We start from the raw sequence: 17,698 nt of genomic DNA, 5'->3' as shown, positions 1-17,698 counted from the left end.
TTCCGACCCCCGGACCGTGGGATACCGCGCCGGATGTACACCGGTGGATGTAGCGGGCTTCCCTGGGTGACACCGTCCGCCGGATGCCCCGAGCCTCAACCGGAGAGGACGCTGAGCGCGCAGGAACATCCCCTAGGCGCGGCGCGTCCGCGGAGGCGGTACCCATGAGACTCGCAAGGCTGGCCCGGTTCTGCTACCGGAGACGGCGCCTGACACTGGCGGGCTGGATCGCCGGCACGATCGCCGTCATGGCGCTCGGCTTCGGCTTCGCCGCCGAACCGCTGAACGACTTCTCCGGCGGCGGCTCCGGCTCGGCGAAGGCGTCGGACCTGCTGGAGGAGCACTTCCCGGAGCGCAGCGGCGACTCCATCACGCTGGCGGTGCGGGCCGACGCCGGCGTACGGGACCCGCAGGTGAAGGCGCGGGTGGAGCGGGCGCTCGACCGACTCGCCAAGACGCCGCACGTCACGTCGGTGGCATCGCCGTACCAGACGCCCGGGCAGATCTCCGAGGACGGCAGGACCGCCTTCGCCACGGGAGGTCTCGACGTCCCCTCCGACGACATGCCCAGAGCGGACGTGACCGCGCTCCTGGACGACGTGCGCGCCGACTCCGGGCCCGTCCGGTTGCAGCTCGGAGGGTCGGCGGTGGACGCCGCCGAGACGCCGGGCGGCGGCCCGTCCGAGGGCATCGGCCTGCTCGCCGCCATCGTCATCCTGCTGGTCGCGTTCGGGTCGGTGCTGGCGATGGGGCTCCCCATCGTGACCGCGCTGTTCGGCATCGGCACCGGGCTCGCGCTGATCATGCTGCTCGGGCACCTGCTGCCCGCGCCGTCCTTCAGCCCCATCATCGCGGCGCTCATCGGGCTCGGCGTCGGCATCGACTACGCGCTGTTCATCGTCACCCGCCACCGGGAGGAGATGCACGCGGGCGCCGGCCCGGAGGAGGCGGCGGTCACCGCCGTCACCACCGCCGGACGGGCCGTGCTGTTCGCCGGCACCACCGTCGTGATCGCGCTCATGGGCCTGTTCATCATGCAGCAGAGTCTGCTGAACGGCGTGGCGGTCGCCGCCGGCGTCGCCGTGCTGATGACGATGCTCGCCGCCGTGACGCTGCTGCCCGCGCTGCTCGGCTTCGCCGGGCACGCCATCGACCGGCTCCGCGTCCCCGGACTCGGCCGGGCCCGCCGCCCGCTCGCCGAGCGATGGGCGCGGGTCGTCCAGACGCACCCGGTCGTGGCCGGGCTGTGCGCGGCCGCCGTCCTGCTGGTCCTCGCCGTGCCCGCGCTGTCGATGCGGCTGAGCCTGCCGGACTCCAGCACCCAGCCCCACGACCACAGCGGCTACCAGGCCAGCCGGATCATGGCGGAGGGCTTCGGGCCCGGGACCGCCGCGCCGCTCGTCATCGTCACCGAGGGCGGCGGCCTCGCCGAGGCGGGACGGATCGCGGACGCGGTCCGCGCGACGCCGGGCGTCGCCGCCGTCCAGCCCCCGCGTCCCAGCCGGGACGGGAAGGCCGCCATCGTCATGGCGTTCCCGAAGACCGGCCCGCAGGACGAGCGGACGCCGCGCCTCGTCCACACGCTGCGCGACGACGTCATCCCCGGCGCCGCCGGAGGGACGGGCGCCCGCGCCTACGTCGGCGGCCCGAACGCCGCCTCGATCGACTTCGCCGAGAGCGTCTCCACCCGGCTGCCGCTGCTGATCGCCGTGGTCGTCGGCCTGTCGCTGCTGCTGCTCGTGGGGCTCGTCCGGTCGGTCACGGTGGCGGTCCAGGCCGCCCTGATGAACCTGCTGTCCATCGCGGCCGCGTACGGGGTGCTGACGGCCGTCGTCCAGTGGGGGTGGGCGGGGCGCGCGCTCGGCTTCCCGGTGGACATGCCCGTCACCACCTGGGTGCCGCTGATGATGTTCCCGATCCTGTTCGGGCTGTCCATGGACTACGAGGTGTTCCTCGTGCCCCGCATCCGCGAGACCTACGAGGAGGGCGTGGCCACCCGCGAGGCCGTGGCGCTCGGCCTGTCGCGCACCGCCCGCGTGATCAGCGCGGCGGCCGCCATCATGGTGATGGTGTTCCTGTCGGTGCTGCTCGGCGCGGACGTCGCCGTCAAGCAGATGGGACTCGGCCTCGGCGTCGCGATCCTGATCGACGCGACCGTGGTCCGGTTGGTGCTCGTCCCGGCGCTGATGGAGCTGTTCGGCGAGGCGAACTGGTGGCTCCCCGGGCCGCTGCGGCGCGTCCTGCCCTCCCGTCCCGCGCGCGAGGCGGGCCCGGAGCGGGCGAGCCTGCGGGCTAGTGCAGGTTGATGCCGTCGAACATCACCTTGAGGTAGTGCTCGGCGAGCCCCTGGGCGTTCAGCCGGCCCCCGGGCCGGAACCAGCGGACGGCCACCCAGACGGTGTCGCGGATCATCCGGTAGGTCAGCTTCGGGTCGAGGTCGGGACGGAACAGCCCTTCCTCCTGGCCCGCCTGGAGCGTGGTCACCCACATCTTCTCGACCTCGTCCTCGGACTTGGTCAGGTAGGCGAACCGGTCCATGCCCCGCAGGTAGTTCCAGTCGTTCTGCATGACCGTGATCGCGGCGCGGTGCGGCTCCAGGGTGCCGAACGCGACCCGGACCAGCCCGGCGATCGTGTCCCGCGGGTTCTCGTTCTCGTCGATCACCGCCTGGTAGGAGGCCATGATCTCGGTGAAGAAGCCGGACAGGATCTCGTCCACGATCGACTCCTTGGAGTCGAAGTGGTGGTAGAGGCTGCCGGACAGGATGCCCGCCTCGTCGGCGATGTTGCGGACGGTGGTGGCCTGGAACCCCTTCTCGGCGAACAGTTCGGCCGCGAGCCTGACCAGGTGGGCGCGCCGTTCGGACGCCAGGGCGGGGGACCCGCGGCCGCGGCGGCGGGGCGCGTCCTCGCCGGCGCCGCGGGTTCTCGATCGTCCGGACTTGGCGCTCGTGGTCGTCACCCTCTCATTATGCCGTGTCGCCCAACCGCTTGCTCGATTCGGCGGCCGGACCAGCGTACGATGTGCACCAAGCGCTTGCTACAGAGGTTTCCCGGGCCGCCGCCCGCGCCGAATAGGCTCGTGCCATGCCCGATGTGATCGTGTTCGACCTGTACGGAGTGATCGCCCGAACCCAGACGCCCGAGGCGGTGCGGCGGATCGAGGAGATCGCCGGGACGCCGGGCCCCGCGTTCTGGGACGCCTACTGGGCCTGCCGCCCCGCCTACGACGCCGGCCAGGAGAGCGCGTCCTACTGGGCGGACGTCGCGAGCCGGCTCGGCGCCACGTTCCCCGACGTCCCCGCGCTGACCGAGGCCGACCTCGAAAGCTGGACCGACGTCGACGGGGAGATGGTCGCCCTCGTCGGCGAGCTGGCCGACGAGGGGCGCACGCTCGGGCTGCTCTCCAACATCATCGGCGACCTGGTGCCCCGCTTCGAGGCCCGGCACGGCGCCTGGCTCTCCCGCTTCGACGAGCGCGTCTACTCCTGCCGCATCGGCGTCGCCAAGCCCGACCCCCGCGCCTACGAGATCTGCGCCGGCCGCCTCGGCGTCGACCCCGCCGACGTCCTGTTCTTCGACGACAACGAACGCAACGTCCTCGCCGCCCGCGAGACCGGCATGCGCGCCGAACTCTTCACGTCCCCGGCCCAGGTCCGCGCCCTCACCGCCTACTAGGCGGGGGGTGGGAGCTCGCCGCCTGCTTCGGCCGCCTTGGCGAGGCGCTCGCGGAGGGTGCGCAGGAGTTCGTCGCCCTGCTCGGTCAGGCGTTCGATGGCGGGGAGGGCGAGGTCGTCCCGGACGGTGTCGGCCAGCAGCTCGTCGTACTCGTGCGCCTTCTCCGCGATCGACTCCAGGTGGCGCTGGGCGCGCAGCACCTCGTCGGCCGACCTGGCGCGCTCGGCGTAGCGCTCCAGGGCCTCGATGCGGCGCGTCACCGCCTCCACCGAGGTGTCGAGCTTGTCGCGCAGCGGCCGCAGCGCCGCCTGCACCTCGGGGATCGTCTCCGTCCCGGCCATGTCGGCGTGGTCCGTGCGCAGCCTCGACTGCTTCGCCAGGACCTGCGCGATCTCCCATTCCTGGCGCGGCAGCGTGACGGCGTTGTCCACCGCGTCCAGCAGGCCCTCGCGGTTGACCTGCGAGTCGCGGACGGCGTCGACGGCCGCCTGGACGCGGGCCAGCAGCGCGCGGCCGTCGTCGTCGAAGTCCTCGGGGACGAGGTAGCGGTCGCGGCGCCGCTCCAGCTCCCGGGCGCGCCGCAGGTCCAGCGAGACCGACGGGGTGCCGAGCGCGACCAGCACCGCGAGCATGCCGAGGCCGATCAGCCACAGCGAGCCGAGGAGCGGGGAGCCGAGCAGGCCGAGGGCGAGGACCGACAGCGGCGCCAGCCACACCAGCGGCCTGCGGCGCGCGACGATCGTGTCCAGCTCGGCGCGCAGCGCCGGGTCGGCGACCGGGCGAGGCTCGGCCGGGGCGCCGTCCTCGGGGGAGCGGGGCGGTGCGATGCGCCGCCAGGACGTGGAGACGTGCGTCTCGAACGCGAAGTCCGTCTGCGCGATCTCGATCTCGGTCGGGCCGGCGGGCAGCGGCCACGAGCCCACGGGATCGCCTCCGCCGGGGCCGGTGAAGCGCACCCACCAGCCGCCCTTGCCGTCCTCGCAGCGGTAGCGGCCCGGGGCGATGTCGATACCGACGAAGAACGTCCCGATTCCCGGTATGGAATCGCTCCATGCGCCATGGGTCACCGGCGACCTCCCGTACCTGAACGACGTCCGGGGGACGGCAAGAGTTGCAGTACCCACTACCGCTCCCGGGAAGCGGAACGCGGTTTGGAATACTCCACGGGTGCGACCCGACTATGACCCCCTTGACGACCCGCCGTGGGCGATGCAACTGGTGGTACGCGCCGAGAAGGCCGATCCGCCCAGTCACGACGCGGTCTGCGAGGCGGCGGCGACCGCGGTCGTCCTGCTGCTGAGCGACCCGCGCGCCGCCGAACCCGAGGGGGAGTGGCGGGAGGCCGTCCGGGAGTGGGAGTCGCGCCGGATCCGGAAGGTGACGCGGCGGGCCCGCGGCGTCCGCTGGCCGGAGGCGGAGGCGCTGCCCGGCGTCACCGTCCGGCACGCGGGGGCCCAGGTGCGGGCGTTCCCGCCGGGGCCGGTGTCGGACGTCCCGCCCCAGCTGGCCAAGCTCCAGGTCGCGGGCCTCGATCTCGCGCAGGCGCAGGAGGCGGCGCCGCCGCCCGAACCCCCGTACGCGGTGATCGCGCTCAATCCGGACGTGACGATGACGACGGGGAAGGCCGCCGCCCAGTGCGGGCACGCCGCCCAGCTGCTGCTCCGCCAGGGCCGCCGCCGTCACGTGGCGGCGTGGATCGAGGCGGGCGCCCCCGTCCACCTGGCGCGGGACGTGCCGTGGGACCGGTGCGTGAAGGAGGCGGCGGTCGCGGTCCGGGACGGCGGCTTCACCGAGGTCCCGCCCGGCACGATGACCGCGATCGCCTGGCTGGTGCGGAAGTAGGGCACGGCGCGCCGGAGTGGGCCGGCGCGCCGCGCGGGACGGGTCAGGGAAGGACGACCGCGACCGGGGTGATCCCGGCCTTGCGGATCAGGGACGGCAGGCGCCCGGCGAACGGGTGGTGGTCCGCCGGAAGGCCCCGCGGGTTGTCGATCACGTAGTGGACGACGCCGCCGGCGCCGCGCCGCGTCCACGTCGCGCCGGCGGCCCGCAGCAGGGACTCGGCCTTCGCGGCGTCCGCGGCCTTGACCGAGACACGGATCGGCGACTCGTAGGACGGCAGCTGCGCCGCCTCCTGTGCCGCCTTCGCCGTCGCGGCGGCCTGCGGCGCCGCCGCCTTGGCGGGGTCAGGGCCGAGGATCGCGTTGTAGAGCAGCTTGGCCGTCCCGTCGCTGAACGCGCGGAAGTTCGGCTCGGCCGCGAACAGCACGGACCGTCCCTTCCCGAGGGGCTGGTCGACGACCGCCGCGGTGCCGCCCAGCTCGGACGCGCCGCGCTCGAACCCGGACACGAACCAGTCGGGCGAATCCGCCTGCGGGTACGACACGACGACGCCGCTGGACGCCTTCATGACCGGGTCGTAGGACGTGAAGTTCCACGCCGTCGCGCCGACGCCCTTCGACAGCGGGCTCGCCCCGTCCACCTTCACGCGGAGCAGCGTGCCGGGAATGTCGGACGTCGGCTCCGCGAGCGTCGCGGTCGTCAGGCCGAGACGCGCCGCGAGCTGCGTGCCGCCCTGCCAGCCGATGTAGCGGCCGCCGTCCCGCGTCCACTGCTGGAGCGCGGCGCGCCCGGCGTCGCCGAGCGCCGTGTAGGCCGACGCGGCCGGGCCGTTCGGCGTGACCAGGACCTCGACGCCCTTGAGCCTGCCGGCCGCGACGTCCGCCGGGGTGAGCAGCGTGAACGGCAGCTTCCAGTCGCGGTCGAGGCGGTGCCTCAGCCATCCGGCCGACTGCCGCGCGGACGAGGACGTCCCCGACAGCTGGAGGACGCCCAGCTTGGGCGCCTTGCCGTCGTGGCCCGGACGCGCCTCCGGAAGCGTCCGCAGCGGGACGGACCGCGGGTGCAGGACGGCGCCGGACGACCCGCCGGCCACGTTGCCCAGCAGAGGCAGGCTCCACGCCGTCACGTCGTAGAAGTACGGGAACGGTGTGTAGGAGTCCTCGTTCAGCATGGACTGGATCCAGTGCTTCTGGCCCTGCGCCATCGAGATCCAGTACGTGCCCGCGGGCAGCGTCGTCGCGGCCTCCGGACGCCCGTACGGCTTGAAGTCCGGGACGGCCAGCGGCCGGGTGAGCTTCTCGACGCGCACACCCATGCGCTGCAGCCGCCGCACGACGAGCGCGACCTCGGCGCGCTTGGCCGGGTCGTCGTCGCGCAGGAAGTAGCCGCGCACCTTCCGGTCCGGCACCTGGCGGTCGACCGTGTTCGGCGGGTTGTATATCTGGTTGGGCTCCAGCTTCCCGGCCCTGCCCTGCGCGTAGGCGTCCACCGTCATCTGGCGCCACTCGGTGAGGATCCGGTGCCGGTTGCGCGCCGCGGCCGACAGCGACACCCACTGGGTGAGGTACTGCTCCTTCACCCGGTCCGGGTGCGGGCTCTCGTCGCCCTTCTCGTAGGTCATCCCGGCGGCGTGGAACGCGCTGGTCGGCACCGTGTCGCCGTAGCCCTGGTAGAAGAGGTCGTAGACGTTCCTGTTGAAGAAGTCGATGCCCTGCCGGGTGAACTCGGCCGCCATCGACGCGCCGTACAGGTCGTTGATCCAGCCGATCGCCTGCTCGGGCGTCTCGTGGTAGATCGGGTCGGCGTTAGGCGGGAAGAAGAACGAGTCCCCGCCCATCTCGTGGGCGTCGATGTAGAGCGCCGGCGGGTACTGGTTCAGCATCGCGAGCTTGCCGTCGGTCTCCGGCTGCGTGCGCGCGAACCAGTCGCGGTTCATGTCGAAGCCGTAGGCGTTCTGCCGCGTCTGCAGCGTGCGCCCGTCCGGGTTCTGCGTCGGCAGGACGATCACGAGCGCGTTGGCGAGGATCCCCGTCGCGGCGCAGTCGGCGCGGTCGCCGAGGTCGCGCAGCACCCGCAGCGCCGCGTCCGTCCCGCTCGGCTCGTCGCCGTGGACGTTGCCGCTGACCCACAGGATCGGGACGCCGCGATCGGTGATCCGTTTGGCGAGCGCGGCCGGCGTGCGGGGGTCGCGCAGCCGGCCGGCCTCCCAGCGCACCTTCGCCAGCCCGGCCTTGGAGATCAGCTCGGGCCGTCCGGCGATCGCGTACTTCAGCGGACGTCCCTGCGCGGTGGTGGCCAGCGTCCCGGACACGACGCGCTCGCTCCGGACGGCGACCGTCTCCAGGTAGGTGTCGGACTCGGCGGCGCTGACCGGGCGCTCACCGAGGTCGAAGCCGAGGACCTGCTCGGGGGAGGGGACCTTGCCCCGGTAGACCGGTGCGGTCCGTGTCGGGTCGCAGCCGGACGCCGGCGCGGCCGGCAGCGCGGCGGCGGGCGCGGCGAGCGACGCCGGGACCGCCAAGGACGCGGCCATCACCACAGGCAGCGCCAGTTTTCGGGCTCTCATGAGGCACAACGTGGCACCCGCCGGGAGCGCCACCAAGGGCAACATCTGCCAAGATCAGTCGCGCTTGTCCGGGCGCGTCCGCGGGCCGGTGAGCGCGGCGGCCCGGTTGATGGCCTGGAGCGCGAACTCCTGCGTCCACGTCAGGCCGCTCGGGCCGCGCGGGGAGCCGTCCGGCGCGGGGCCCTTCGGGGCCTTCGCGAGCTGCGCCTTCGCGCTGAGCCCGTAGGAGAGGAAGAGCAGCACGACGAACGCCGCCAGGTAGGCCAGGTGCTCGACGAGCCCGCCCCACCTGCCCGTGAAGACGTCCAGGACGGCGAACATCGCGAACCCGGCCATCCAGCCCGCCACCGGCGGAACCAGCAGCAGGTCGCGGCGCATGAGCACGCCCGCCACGGCGGCGACCACGAGCAGGACCTCGACGGCCTTGGCGAGGACGAGGATCCCCGAGGCCGGTCCGGACCCGAAGTAGCCCTCCATCTCGTCCAGCCGGTCGCCCCACAGCGCCGCCGCGCTCGCGAGGGCCGCCACGCCGTAGGCGATGACGAACACGCCGACCGCGTAGTGGAACCGGTGCCACGTCCGTGCGGCGCCGCCGGCCGGCGCGGACGGCCCCGAACCTGGCTGGGCACTCGCTCCCACCGTCATCGTCAGCCCCCGTGTGCCGGTTCATCTGCCAAGCGCAAGATATCCCGGATAAGGTCCGGACGACCTCCGAAACGCGGTGCGCCCCTCGCGGCCCCGCCCGTTCGGCTCGCGGGCACCGGGCCGGGGTGCTTGCGCCCGGGCGGGTGAAGGGGGAGGCTGAGGTGCACGTCGGGCCGCACGGAGTCCGTGAGGGAACAAGGATGACGCCTGACGATACGGGAACAGCCGCGCCGTCGAAGACGCGGATCGAATATCTGGAAGAACTCGGCGAGGAGCTGGTCAAACGCGGCCTCCGGGTGCGTCTCACCCTGCCCCGCGGCCAGTCGCCCAGCCTGCACGTGATGAATCCCGACGCCGCCGCGCTGACCGAGAACATCCTGGCGGAGCAGGGCGCGGACGGCTGGTGGTACTGGTGGTCGTGGGCCGAGCGCATCGCGCCCGCCGCCGACGCCGCCGCGGCGGCCGACCGAGTGGCCCGCGTCCTGTCCGCCTGACCCAGGCCCCGGCGAAACCCGGGGCCCCAAACCGCGACCCGCGGCATAAGGCACAGCGCGCCCTGAGCCATGCCCTGACGCGCACCCGCCCCACGACGAAGCGCTGGCTGGCCCGGCCTGAGAGACGGCGTGCGTTGTGGCGCAGCCCTCCAGAGGTGCGCCTCAACTTGCGCACGCCCCCATTGGTGCGCGGTCAGGGTTGAGAGACGACGTCGGGTGTGGCGCGGCCCGGTTGAGGCCTGCGCCGGCTGTGGACGCTCCCGGGATGGAGCGCGGCCCGGCTTGTCGCCCCCCCCCCGCGACGGAGTGTGGCTCGGGTTGGTGTGGGGCGTGGGGTGGGTTGGAGTGGGGGCTGGGGGGTGCGGTGTCCTTCTGGCGCGGGGGCGTTTGACTTGTGGTACTGGGCTGGGTTTGGGGCGCTGACCTGCGGTGCTGCGGCAGTTGGGGCTGGGTGCGTCGGGTGCGGGGGCGTCGTTTCGTGCGTGGCGGGGGCGCTGGGGTGAGGCGCGGGTTGACGGCGGGTCGCGGTGAATGTTGACCCACGAAACATTTACGCCGACGGGGGTCCGTTCGGGTGTGGGCGAGCGGTGGCCGGTGCCCTCCTGCGGGTCGTGCGGCAGGCCTCGTGTTCCACCCGTGTTGATCTCGTGTTACATGATTGTTACCGCCGACAACAAATGAACTTTCGCTGAAGTCTGGCGCGACGGACATGCGCGACGTAAGTTGCGGGACACAACATTCCCGTCGGTAGCGGGTGATCTCGCTCACCGGCTACCACCCCCGGCCGCACGGCGGCCACCCCCCAGAAAGGACCCGGGCAATGCGCAAGGGGATCCTCAGCTTCTTGGCCGTCACGACGGCGGCGGCGCTCAGCCTCACCGCGTGCGGGGACGGCGACTCCAACGACGCGGGCGGCGGCTCGAAGGGCAAGGTCGGCGTGATCCTGCCCGACACCACCTCGTCCGTCCGGTACGAGAGCTTCGACCGGCCGTACCTGGAGCAGGCCTTCAAGGCCGCCGGCGTGGCCTACGACATCCAGAACGCCGAGGGTTCGACCCAGCGCTTCCAGACGATCGCCGACCAGATGCTCACCAGCGGCGTCACGGTCCTGGTCCTGGACGGCATCGACTCCAACTCGGCGGCCGCCGTGCAGCGCAAGGCGCAGGCCCAGGGCGTCAAGACCATCGACTACGACCGGCTCTCCCTCGGCGGCGTCTCCGACTACTACGTCTCCTTCGACAACGTGAAGGTCGGCGAGGAGCTCGGCAAGGGCCTCCAGAAGTGCCTCGGTGACAAGGCGGCCAACGTCGCCTACCTGAACGGCGCTCCGACCGACAACAACGCGACGCTGTTCGCCAAGGGCGCGCACAACGTGCTCGACAAGGTGACCTCCTACAAGAAGGTCGCCGAGCAGGCCGTCCCGGACTGGAAGGCCGAGCAGGCCGCCACGATCTTCGAGCAGATGTGGACCGAGAAGGGCGGCAAGATCGACGGTGTGGTCGCCGCCAACGACGGCATCGGCGGTGCGGTCATCTCGATCCTCAAGAAGAACAAGGAGGCCGGCAAGGTCGCCGTCACCGGCCAGGACGCCACGCTCGAGGGGCTGCAGAACATCCTCGACGGCAACCAGTGCATGACGGTCTACAAGCCGGTCAAGCAGGAGGCCGACGCGGCCGCCAAGCTCGCCGTCTCCCTCATCAAGGGCGAGAAGGGCGAGACGAACGGCACCACGAACGACCCGGAGGGCAAGCGGGACGTGCCGTCGGTGCTCCTGACCCCGATCGGCGTCTTCAAGGACAACATCAAGCAGGTCACGGACGACGGGTTCGTCAAGAAGGAAGACCTGTGCAAGGGCGCGTACGCGGCCAAGTGCAAGGACGCGGGCATCCAGTAGGAGCCCGACGCTGACTCCGTGGCGGGCCCCTCCCCGCTGAGGGCGTCCCGGCCTCCCGGAAACTCGGGACGCCAGGGGCCCGCCACGGTCCTAGACGCCCGAACCTCTGGAAGGAAACTCGTGGCTGAAAAAGGAGACCCCGTCCTCCGCCTGACCGGGCTCAACAAGAGCTTCGGCCCCGTCCATGTGCTGCACGACGTGGACTTCTCCGTGCGCCTGGGTGAGGTCATGGCCCTCGTCGGCGACAACGGAGCCGGCAAGTCGACCCTGATCAAGTGCATCGCCGGGATCCACCCCATCGACTCGGGGCAGATCGAGTTCGAGGGCAAGCCCGTCTCGATCGACGGACCGCGCACCGCCTCCGCGCTCGGCATCGAGATCGTCTACCAGGACCTCGCCCTCGCCGACAACCTCGACATCGTGCAGAACATGTTCCTCGGCCGCGAGCGGCGCAAGGGCATCGTGCTGGACGAGCCGTCGATGGAGGAGGCGGCCCGTGAGACCCTCGCCCGGCTCTCGGTCCGCACCGTCAAGTCCGTCCGCCAGCAGGTGGCGAGCCTGTCCGGCGGGCAGCGGCAGACCGTCGCCATCGCCAAGGCGGCGCTGTGGGAGTCCAAGGTCGTGATCCTGGACGAGCCCACGGCCGCGCTCGGCGTCGCCCAGACCCGGCAGGTCCTCGACCTCGTCCGGCGTCTCGCCGACACCGGGCACGCCGTCGTGCTCATCTCGCACAACATGAACGACGTGTTCGAGGTGGCCGACCGCGTCTCGGCCCTCTACCTCGGCCGGGTCGCCGCGGACGTCGCCACCTCCGAGGTGACCCACGGACAGGTCGTGGAGCTCATCACCGCCGGCCGTTCCGGTGATCTCGGCCTCGCGCCGCAGACCGCCGCCGAGAGCATCTGAAAGGGGACCAGATGTCCACTGACGCCCCCCAAAGCAAGGAGGCCGCCGTGAAGCTGGCGGACTCGGACTTCTCGAACGACCGGCGCAAGCACGACATGAACTCCGCGCTGCTGGACTACTGGCACAAGATCAAGGCCGGTGAGCTGGGCGCGCTCCCCGCCATCCTCGGCCTGATCGCGCTGGTGGCCCTGTTCACGGCGCTGAAGCCCGACACCTTCCTCAGCAAGGGCAACATCGCGAACCTGGCCACCCAGGCGCTGCCCATCACGATCCTCGCCATGGGTCTGGTCTTCGTCCTGCTGCTGGGCGAGATCGACCTGTCGGCCGGTGTGGCCAGCGGTGTCTGCGCCGCGGTGATGGCCAAGCTGATGGTCGACTCGGGACAGTCCTGGTACGTCGCGGTGCTCAGCGCCGTGGCGATCGGCGTCGTCATCGGGACGGTGATCGGCTGGCTGGTCGCGTTCCTGCGCATCCCATCGTTCGTGGTGACGCTGGCGTTCTTCCTGGGCCTGCAGGGCATCACGCTGTGGCTGATCGGCGACGGCGGGACGGTGCCCGTCCGCGACGACTTCGTCGTGGCGCTCGCCAACAAGAACATGCCGATCTGGCTCGGCTGGGTGCTCGCCATCGCCTGCGTCGTCGGCTACTCCGCGACGCTGCTGCTGCGCTGGCGCCGCCAGAACGTCCGCAACCTGCACTCCAAGCCGCTGGGCCTCGTGGTCGCGCAGTGCGGCGTCGTCGCGGCCGCGCTGCTGATCAGCACCTACGTGCTGAGCCTGGACCGCGCTCCCAGCCCGCTGATCACCCTCGGCGGGATCCCGTGGGGGGTGCTGCTCGTCGGCGGCCTGCTCGTGATCTGCACGTTCGTGCTCGGCCGCACCGGCTACGGGCGGCACATCTACGCGGTGGGCGGCAACTCCGAGGCGGCCCGCCGGGCCGGCATCAACGTCACCCGCATCAAGATCTCGGTGTTCATGATCGCCTCCGGGCTGGCGGCGGTCAGCGGCATCGTCGCCGCGTCCCGCCTCAGCTCCGTCGCGACCAACTCGGGCGGCGGCAACACGCTGCTGTACGCGGTGGGCGCCGCTGTCATCGGCGGGACGAGCCTGTTCGGCGGGCGCGGCAAGGCACGCGACGCCGTGCTCGGCGGCCTCGTCATCGCGCTCATCGAGAACGGGCTGGGGCTGCTCGGCACGAAGGCCTACCTGAGCTACCTCATCACCGGGATCGTGCTGCTGTTCGCCGCGAGCATCGACGCCCTTGCGAGGCGCCGCCGGTCCAGCGCGGGCAGATGACCCGGTGGACGCGGTAATCCCGTGAACACGGTGACCCCGTGAGCGCGGCCGGAAACGCCCGGGAGTCGGTGGCCCGCCCCACCGGCTCCCGGGCCTGGCCGCGAGGCCGCTCGGACAGGCCCTCCGACGGTGCCCGGACGGAGAATCCGACTGCTACGCTCACTCACCACGACCGCCAGGCGCGCGGCGGCGGTGCGGCACGGTGGGAGCCCCTCGGCATGTCAGTGACGCCTGTTCTGGACCTGCGCGGCATCGACAAGAGCTTCGGCTCGGTGAAGGTGCTGCAGGACGTCGCGTTCTCCGCCTACCCGGGCGAGGTCACCGCGCTCGTCGGCGACAACGGCGCCGGCAAGACCACCCTCGTCAGGTGCATCGGCGGGATCCACTCCTTCGACAAGGGCGAGTACCGCTTCGAGGGCGAGCAGGTCCGGGTCGGCTCCCCCCGCGACGCCAGCCGCCTCGGCATCGAGATCGTCCACCAGGACCTCGCCCTCTGCGAGAACCTCGACATCGTCCAGAACCTGTTCCTCGGCCGTGAGGAGCGCCGCGGCCTCGCCCTCGACGAGACCCTCATGGAGGAGCTGGCGCGCACGACGCTGTCGGGCCTCGCCGTCCGCACCATGGGCTCGGTCCGGCAGCGCGTCTCGAACCTGTCGGGCGGCCAGCGGCAGACCGTCGCGATCGCCCGCGCCGTGCTGTGGGACAGCAAGGTCGTGGTGCTCGACGAGCCCGCCGCAGCGCTCGGCGTCGCGCAGACCCAGCAGGTCCTGGAGATGGTCCGGCGGCTCGCCGACAAGGGCCTCGCCGTCGTGCTGATCTCCCACAACATGAACGACGTGTTCGCGGTCTCCGACCGGATCGCCGCGCTCTACCTCGGGCGGATGGTCGCCCAGGTCCGCACCGCCGACGTCACCCACCGGCAGGTCGTGGAGCTGATCACCTCCGGCTCCAGCGGAGAGCTGGGGCTGCGCCGATGATGAGGGCGGGCCCGTCACAGGAGGACATCCGGCGCCACAACCTCGGGACGCTGCTGCGCTTCGTGCACCTGCGCGGCCCCGCGTCCCGGGCCGTGCTCGCCGAGTCCCTCGGCCTCAACCGCAGCACGATCATGGCGCTGACGTCCGACCTCACCTCCGCCGGGCTGGTGCGCGAGGAGCTGCCGCGCGGACCGGGGCGCCGCGCCGGGCGTCCGTCGCTCGTGGTGCGGCCCGAGTCGACCCGCGTCTACGTGCTGGCGTTCGAGGTCGGCGTCGACCGGCTCGTCGTCGCCCGCGTCGGCCTCGGCGGCGTCGTGCTGGACCGGCGCGAGGGCGTCCGCGCCCGCGACTCCGACCCCGCCGACCTGCTCGGCGTGCTCGTGGCGGGCGCCCGCTCCCTGGTCCGCAAGGCCGAGCGCGACGCCGTCTGCGTCGGCGCCGCCCTCGGCTTCCCCGGCACCGTCCGCCGCTCCGACGATTCGATCATGTTCGGGCCGAACCTGGACGTGGGCGGGCTGCGCCTCGGCGACGCCCTGTCCCGCCGGCTCGGCCTCGGCATCCCCGTCTCGGTGTGCAACGACGCCAACCTCGGCGCGGTCGCCGAGCACGAGCGCGGCGCGGGGGTGAACTGCGACAACCTCATCTACCTGCACGGCGACGTGGGCGTCGGCGGTGGCATCATCGCGCACGGCCGGCTGCTCGGCGGCGACGAGGGGTTCGGCGGCGAGATCGGGCACATGGTGATCAATCCCGGGGGCCGGCCCTGCGCCTGCGGCTCGAAGGGCTGCCTGGAGGCCGAGGTGGGGGAGCGGACGCTGCTCGACCTCGCCGGCCGCAAGGAGATACCCGGCCAGCCCGGGCGCGACGCGGTCCGCGCCGTCGTCGCCGCGGCCGACGCCGGCGACATCAAGGCCCGGGAGGCGCTGCACCGCGTCGGCAACTGGCTCGGGCTCGGCGTCGCCAACCTCGTGAACCTCTTCAACCCGGGCCTGGTCATCTTCGGCGGCACGCTCCGCGACATCTTCCTGGGCGCCGCCGCGCAGATCCGCAGCGTCCTGGCGACCAACGCCCTCGCCGCCCCCCGCGAGAAGGTCAAGCTGCGCACCGCCACCCTGGGGGACGACACCACCCTGGTCGGCGCCGCCGAGTTCGCCTTCGCCGAGGTGCTGGCCGACCCCGTCCAGGTCCTGACGCGGCTCAGAGCCCCTGAGACGGTGTGAAGCGCGTGAAGGCGCCGTAGCCGCTCCCGTAGAAGACCAGGGGGCCCGCGCCCTGGTGCTCCGCGAGGTCGTGGGCGCGGGCGACGACGATCAGATGGTCGCCGGCGACGTGCTCCTGCTCGACCGAGCACTCGATCCAGGCCAGCGCGCCGTCGATCAGGGGAGCGCCGCCGGGGCCGCGCGTCCAGCGGACGCCGTCGAACTTCTCCGGGCCGCTTCCGAAGGCGAGCCGGTCGGAGACGTCCCGTTGCGGCTCGGCCAGGATGCTGACGCACAGGCGGGCCGCGGTGCGCATGATCGGCCAGGTGGTGCTGGTGTGCGCCACGCAGAACGCCACCAGGGGCGGGTCGAGGGAGACGGACGTGAACGAGTTCACGGCCAGGCCCGCGGGGAGCCCCGATGCGGGATCGATGGCGGTGACGGCGACGACGCCGGTGGGGAACCTGCCCAGCACCGAGCGGAACGCGGCCGGGTCGAGGCCGGTCGCCGAGGGGCCGGACGAGCGGTCGGGCGATCCGTGCATTGGGGTCCGTTCCGTCGGCGGGGGTACGTCGATGTCCACTAAAGCCCGTGCCGCGGCTCGCTGATTCCCCTCCGGGACGATCTCCGTCGAAGGTCCCGCCCGGGTTCGGTCCGCGGACGGAGGCCGCCGCTACGGGCGCGGCGCCTCGGCCGGAGTCTGGGCCGGGACGGCCGTGTAGGGGGTGAGGAACACGACCGCGGACATGCCGTCCATGATCAGGCGTCCGGTACCGGCCAGCGCCGCCCTGGCGTGGGCCGGGAGGCGCGGGCCCTCGTGCAGCCCGGCCCAGGCGATCCAGCCGACCCCGACGACGGCCCAGTAGGAGACGAGCCGGTACAGGCCGACGGCCGCGGCGGCGGGTGACAGCGTCGCGCCGAACGCCACCAGCGACGCGGCCATGCTGCCCTCGATGGCGCCGAGGCCGCCGGGCAGGAGCGGGAGCAGGCTGCCCGCCGCCTGGGCGGCGAAGTAGGTGAGGGCGACGCCGTTCGGTGCGACGTCGACGCCGACCGCGTGCGCCGCCGACAGCAGCGCCAGGATGTCGAACACCCAGTTCAGCAGGGCCAGCGCGATGAGCGCGGCCCAGTCGCGCAGGGTCGGCCGCAGGATGTCGCGGACGCCCGCGAGCCGCTCCGCGTACGGTGCGATCTTCGGGTGGGCGAGCGCGGCCCGGTGGGCGCGGCGCAGCGGCGCCGTCAGCAGGGCGCGCAGCGGGCGCCACCGCAGCGCGGGGACGAGCAGCACGGCCAGGACCAGCGGGACGGCCAGGGCGAGCAGCGCGAAACCGCGGGCGTGCGGGTCGGCCACCAGTGCCAGGAGGCCGATCAGGGAGTAGGCCGAGGTGGTGATCACTCCGCCGGCCAGGATCACCGCGGTGGCGAGCTGGGTCGAGGCGCCCGCGCGGCGGAACTGCCGGAACGTGTAGACCACGCTCACCGCCGGGCCCGCCGGCAGCGTCGTGGACAGGGCGTTGCCCGCGTAGGTGATCGCGAACGCGCGGCGCAGCGGCATCCGCAGCCCGCCGACGCGCAGCAGCCGGCGCTGGAGCCGGGCGAACGCGCCCATCGAGCCCGCCACGGCCAGCACGACCATGGTCAGCCAGCCCGGGTCGGCGTGCGAGGCGGCCCTCCAGATGGCGCCGAGGTCGGGGAGTTCGTCGCGGTAGAGGGGGAGCGCGGCCAGGGCGCCGAGGACCAGCGCCCACTGGACGATCAGACCGGCTCTGCGCCGCCACCACGGGCGCACCGGGGCCTGCTCGTCAGGCTCGTTCAGGAGGGGGAACGGCGGGTCGGCTTCGGCCGGGGGATGGACCGGTGCCGTGACTGTGTCGTTCATGTCCCGGTCACCTCGCAAGCTCGCCCGCCATGCGCAACCTACGGTCCGGGTAGGACATTCCCCCGGGAGTGAAAACAAACCGCAAAGTGACTTGTGCCACGTCCGTCGCGAGGACGCGGCCGGCGGGCGGATGGAAGACCTGTCGCAGTGCCTCGCCGGATGATCGTTTGATGTCCGGCGTTTCTGTTCTGTCCTGATTTCTGCCCGTTCTCGCGGAAAGGACGCCCTCCGGATCGGGTGAAGGCCGGGTGAAGAACTCCCGCAACTTCGACTTCCACGGCACCGTCCGCGCCAACCTCGCCCACTACCGGCCTGACGAGCGCC

15 protein-coding genes are annotated in these 17,698 nt (G+C 72.4%); 9 read left to right on the top strand and 6 right to left on the bottom strand.

Annotated features, from left to right (window positions below; genetic code table 11):
- Positions 1 to 164: 164 nt before the first annotated feature.
- Complete coding sequence (locus AB0C84_RS24480; protein WP_361070394.1) at positions 165 to 2,306, top strand: MMPL family transporter; 2,142 nt, start codon at positions 165 to 167, stop codon at positions 2,304 to 2,306.
- On the opposite strand, the gene AB0C84_RS24475 is transcribed toward AB0C84_RS24480, so the two are convergent.
- A complete protein-coding gene (locus AB0C84_RS24475) occupies positions 2,293 to 2,961 on the bottom strand; it encodes a TetR/AcrR family transcriptional regulator (RefSeq protein ID WP_179843251.1) in 669 nt (222 codons plus the stop codon). The two genes, AB0C84_RS24480 and AB0C84_RS24475, sit on opposite strands and share 14 nt — an antisense overlap.
- A gap of 125 nt (positions 2,962 to 3,086) precedes the next feature.
- On the opposite strand from AB0C84_RS24475, the gene AB0C84_RS24470 reads away from it, so the two are divergent.
- Positions 3,087 to 3,677, top strand: coding sequence for an HAD family phosphatase (locus tag AB0C84_RS24470; protein WP_258938609.1), 591 nt, complete (start codon positions 3,087 to 3,089; stop codon positions 3,675 to 3,677).
- Here the strand turns inward: AB0C84_RS24470 and AB0C84_RS24465 are convergent.
- Positions 3,674 to 4,744 (bottom strand): hypothetical protein, encoded by a 1,071-nt coding sequence (locus tag AB0C84_RS24465; RefSeq protein ID WP_361070389.1) that lies wholly within the window; start codon positions 4,742 to 4,744, stop codon positions 3,674 to 3,676. The genes AB0C84_RS24470 and AB0C84_RS24465 overlap by 4 nt on opposite strands.
- A gap of 100 nt (positions 4,745 to 4,844) precedes the next feature.
- Here AB0C84_RS24465 and AB0C84_RS24460 point away from each other — a divergent pair, with 100 nt between their 5' ends.
- A complete protein-coding gene (locus tag AB0C84_RS24460) occupies positions 4,845 to 5,519 on the top strand; it encodes a peptidyl-tRNA hydrolase (RefSeq protein WP_361070386.1) in 675 nt (224 codons plus the stop codon).
- A gap of 43 nt (positions 5,520 to 5,562) precedes the next feature.
- Here AB0C84_RS24460 and AB0C84_RS24455 read toward each other — a convergent pair whose 3' ends face one another.
- Together AB0C84_RS24455 and AB0C84_RS24450 are read right to left on the bottom strand one after the other, a co-directional pair.
- Complete coding sequence (locus tag AB0C84_RS24455) at positions 5,563 to 8,085, bottom strand: M14 family zinc carboxypeptidase (RefSeq protein WP_361070383.1); 2,523 nt, start codon at positions 8,083 to 8,085, stop codon at positions 5,563 to 5,565.
- A gap of 54 nt (positions 8,086 to 8,139) precedes the next feature.
- Positions 8,140 to 8,730 carry a hypothetical protein gene (locus tag AB0C84_RS24450; protein ID WP_361070380.1) on the bottom strand — a complete coding sequence of 197 codons (591 nt, stop codon included), beginning with the start codon at positions 8,728 to 8,730 and terminating at the stop codon, positions 8,140 to 8,142.
- A 200-nt stretch (positions 8,731 to 8,930) separates the two neighbouring features.
- Here AB0C84_RS24450 and AB0C84_RS24445 point away from each other — a divergent pair, with 200 nt between their 5' ends.
- The 6 genes from AB0C84_RS24445 to AB0C84_RS24420 all read left to right on the top strand — a co-directional run bounded on the left by AB0C84_RS24445 (position 8,931) and on the right by AB0C84_RS24420 (position 15,516).
- Positions 8,931 to 9,224: a hypothetical protein gene (locus tag AB0C84_RS24445; protein ID WP_179278877.1), complete on the top strand. Its 294-nt coding sequence runs from the start codon at positions 8,931 to 8,933 to the stop codon at positions 9,222 to 9,224.
- 820 nt (positions 9,225 to 10,044) lie between these two features.
- The gene (locus AB0C84_RS24440; RefSeq protein WP_361070377.1) at positions 10,045 to 11,118 is read left to right on the top strand and encodes a substrate-binding domain-containing protein; all 1,074 of its coding nucleotides are present in this window, start codon (positions 10,045 to 10,047) and stop codon (positions 11,116 to 11,118) included.
- 120 nt (positions 11,119 to 11,238) lie between these two features.
- Positions 11,239 to 12,024, top strand: coding sequence for an ATP-binding cassette domain-containing protein (locus AB0C84_RS24435; protein WP_179843245.1), 786 nt, complete (start codon positions 11,239 to 11,241; stop codon positions 12,022 to 12,024).
- 11 nt (positions 12,025 to 12,035) lie between these two features.
- Entirely contained in the window at positions 12,036 to 13,319 is a 1,284-nt protein-coding gene (locus tag AB0C84_RS24430; protein ID WP_361070372.1) for an ABC transporter permease, read from the top strand.
- A gap of 218 nt (positions 13,320 to 13,537) precedes the next feature.
- Positions 13,538 to 14,296 (top strand): ATP-binding cassette domain-containing protein, encoded by a 759-nt coding sequence (locus AB0C84_RS24425; protein ID WP_361070369.1) that lies wholly within the window; start codon positions 13,538 to 13,540, stop codon positions 14,294 to 14,296.
- Complete coding sequence (locus AB0C84_RS24420; protein ID WP_361070611.1) at positions 14,296 to 15,516, top strand: ROK family transcriptional regulator; 1,221 nt, start codon at positions 14,296 to 14,298, stop codon at positions 15,514 to 15,516. Before AB0C84_RS24425 ends, AB0C84_RS24420 begins: the two co-directional genes overlap by 1 nt.
- On the opposite strand, the gene AB0C84_RS24415 is transcribed toward AB0C84_RS24420, so the two are convergent.
- Together AB0C84_RS24415 and AB0C84_RS24410 are read right to left on the bottom strand one after the other, a co-directional pair.
- A complete protein-coding gene (locus AB0C84_RS24415; protein WP_361070366.1) occupies positions 15,494 to 16,039 on the bottom strand; it encodes a flavin reductase family protein in 546 nt (181 codons plus the stop codon). The genes AB0C84_RS24420 and AB0C84_RS24415 overlap by 23 nt on opposite strands.
- 129 nt (positions 16,040 to 16,168) lie before the next feature.
- The gene (locus AB0C84_RS24410; protein WP_361070363.1) at positions 16,169 to 17,374 is read right to left on the bottom strand and encodes a lysylphosphatidylglycerol synthase transmembrane domain-containing protein; all 1,206 of its coding nucleotides are present in this window, start codon (positions 17,372 to 17,374) and stop codon (positions 16,169 to 16,171) included.
- Positions 17,375 to 17,698: the final 324 nt, after the last annotated feature.

The sequence above is a fragment of the Actinomadura sp. NPDC048955 genome (assembly GCF_040649435.1).
Classification (GTDB): Bacteria; Actinomycetota; Actinomycetes; order Streptosporangiales; family Streptosporangiaceae; genus Spirillospora; species Spirillospora luteofluorescens.
This window is presented reverse-complemented; position numbering and strand designations above follow the sequence as displayed.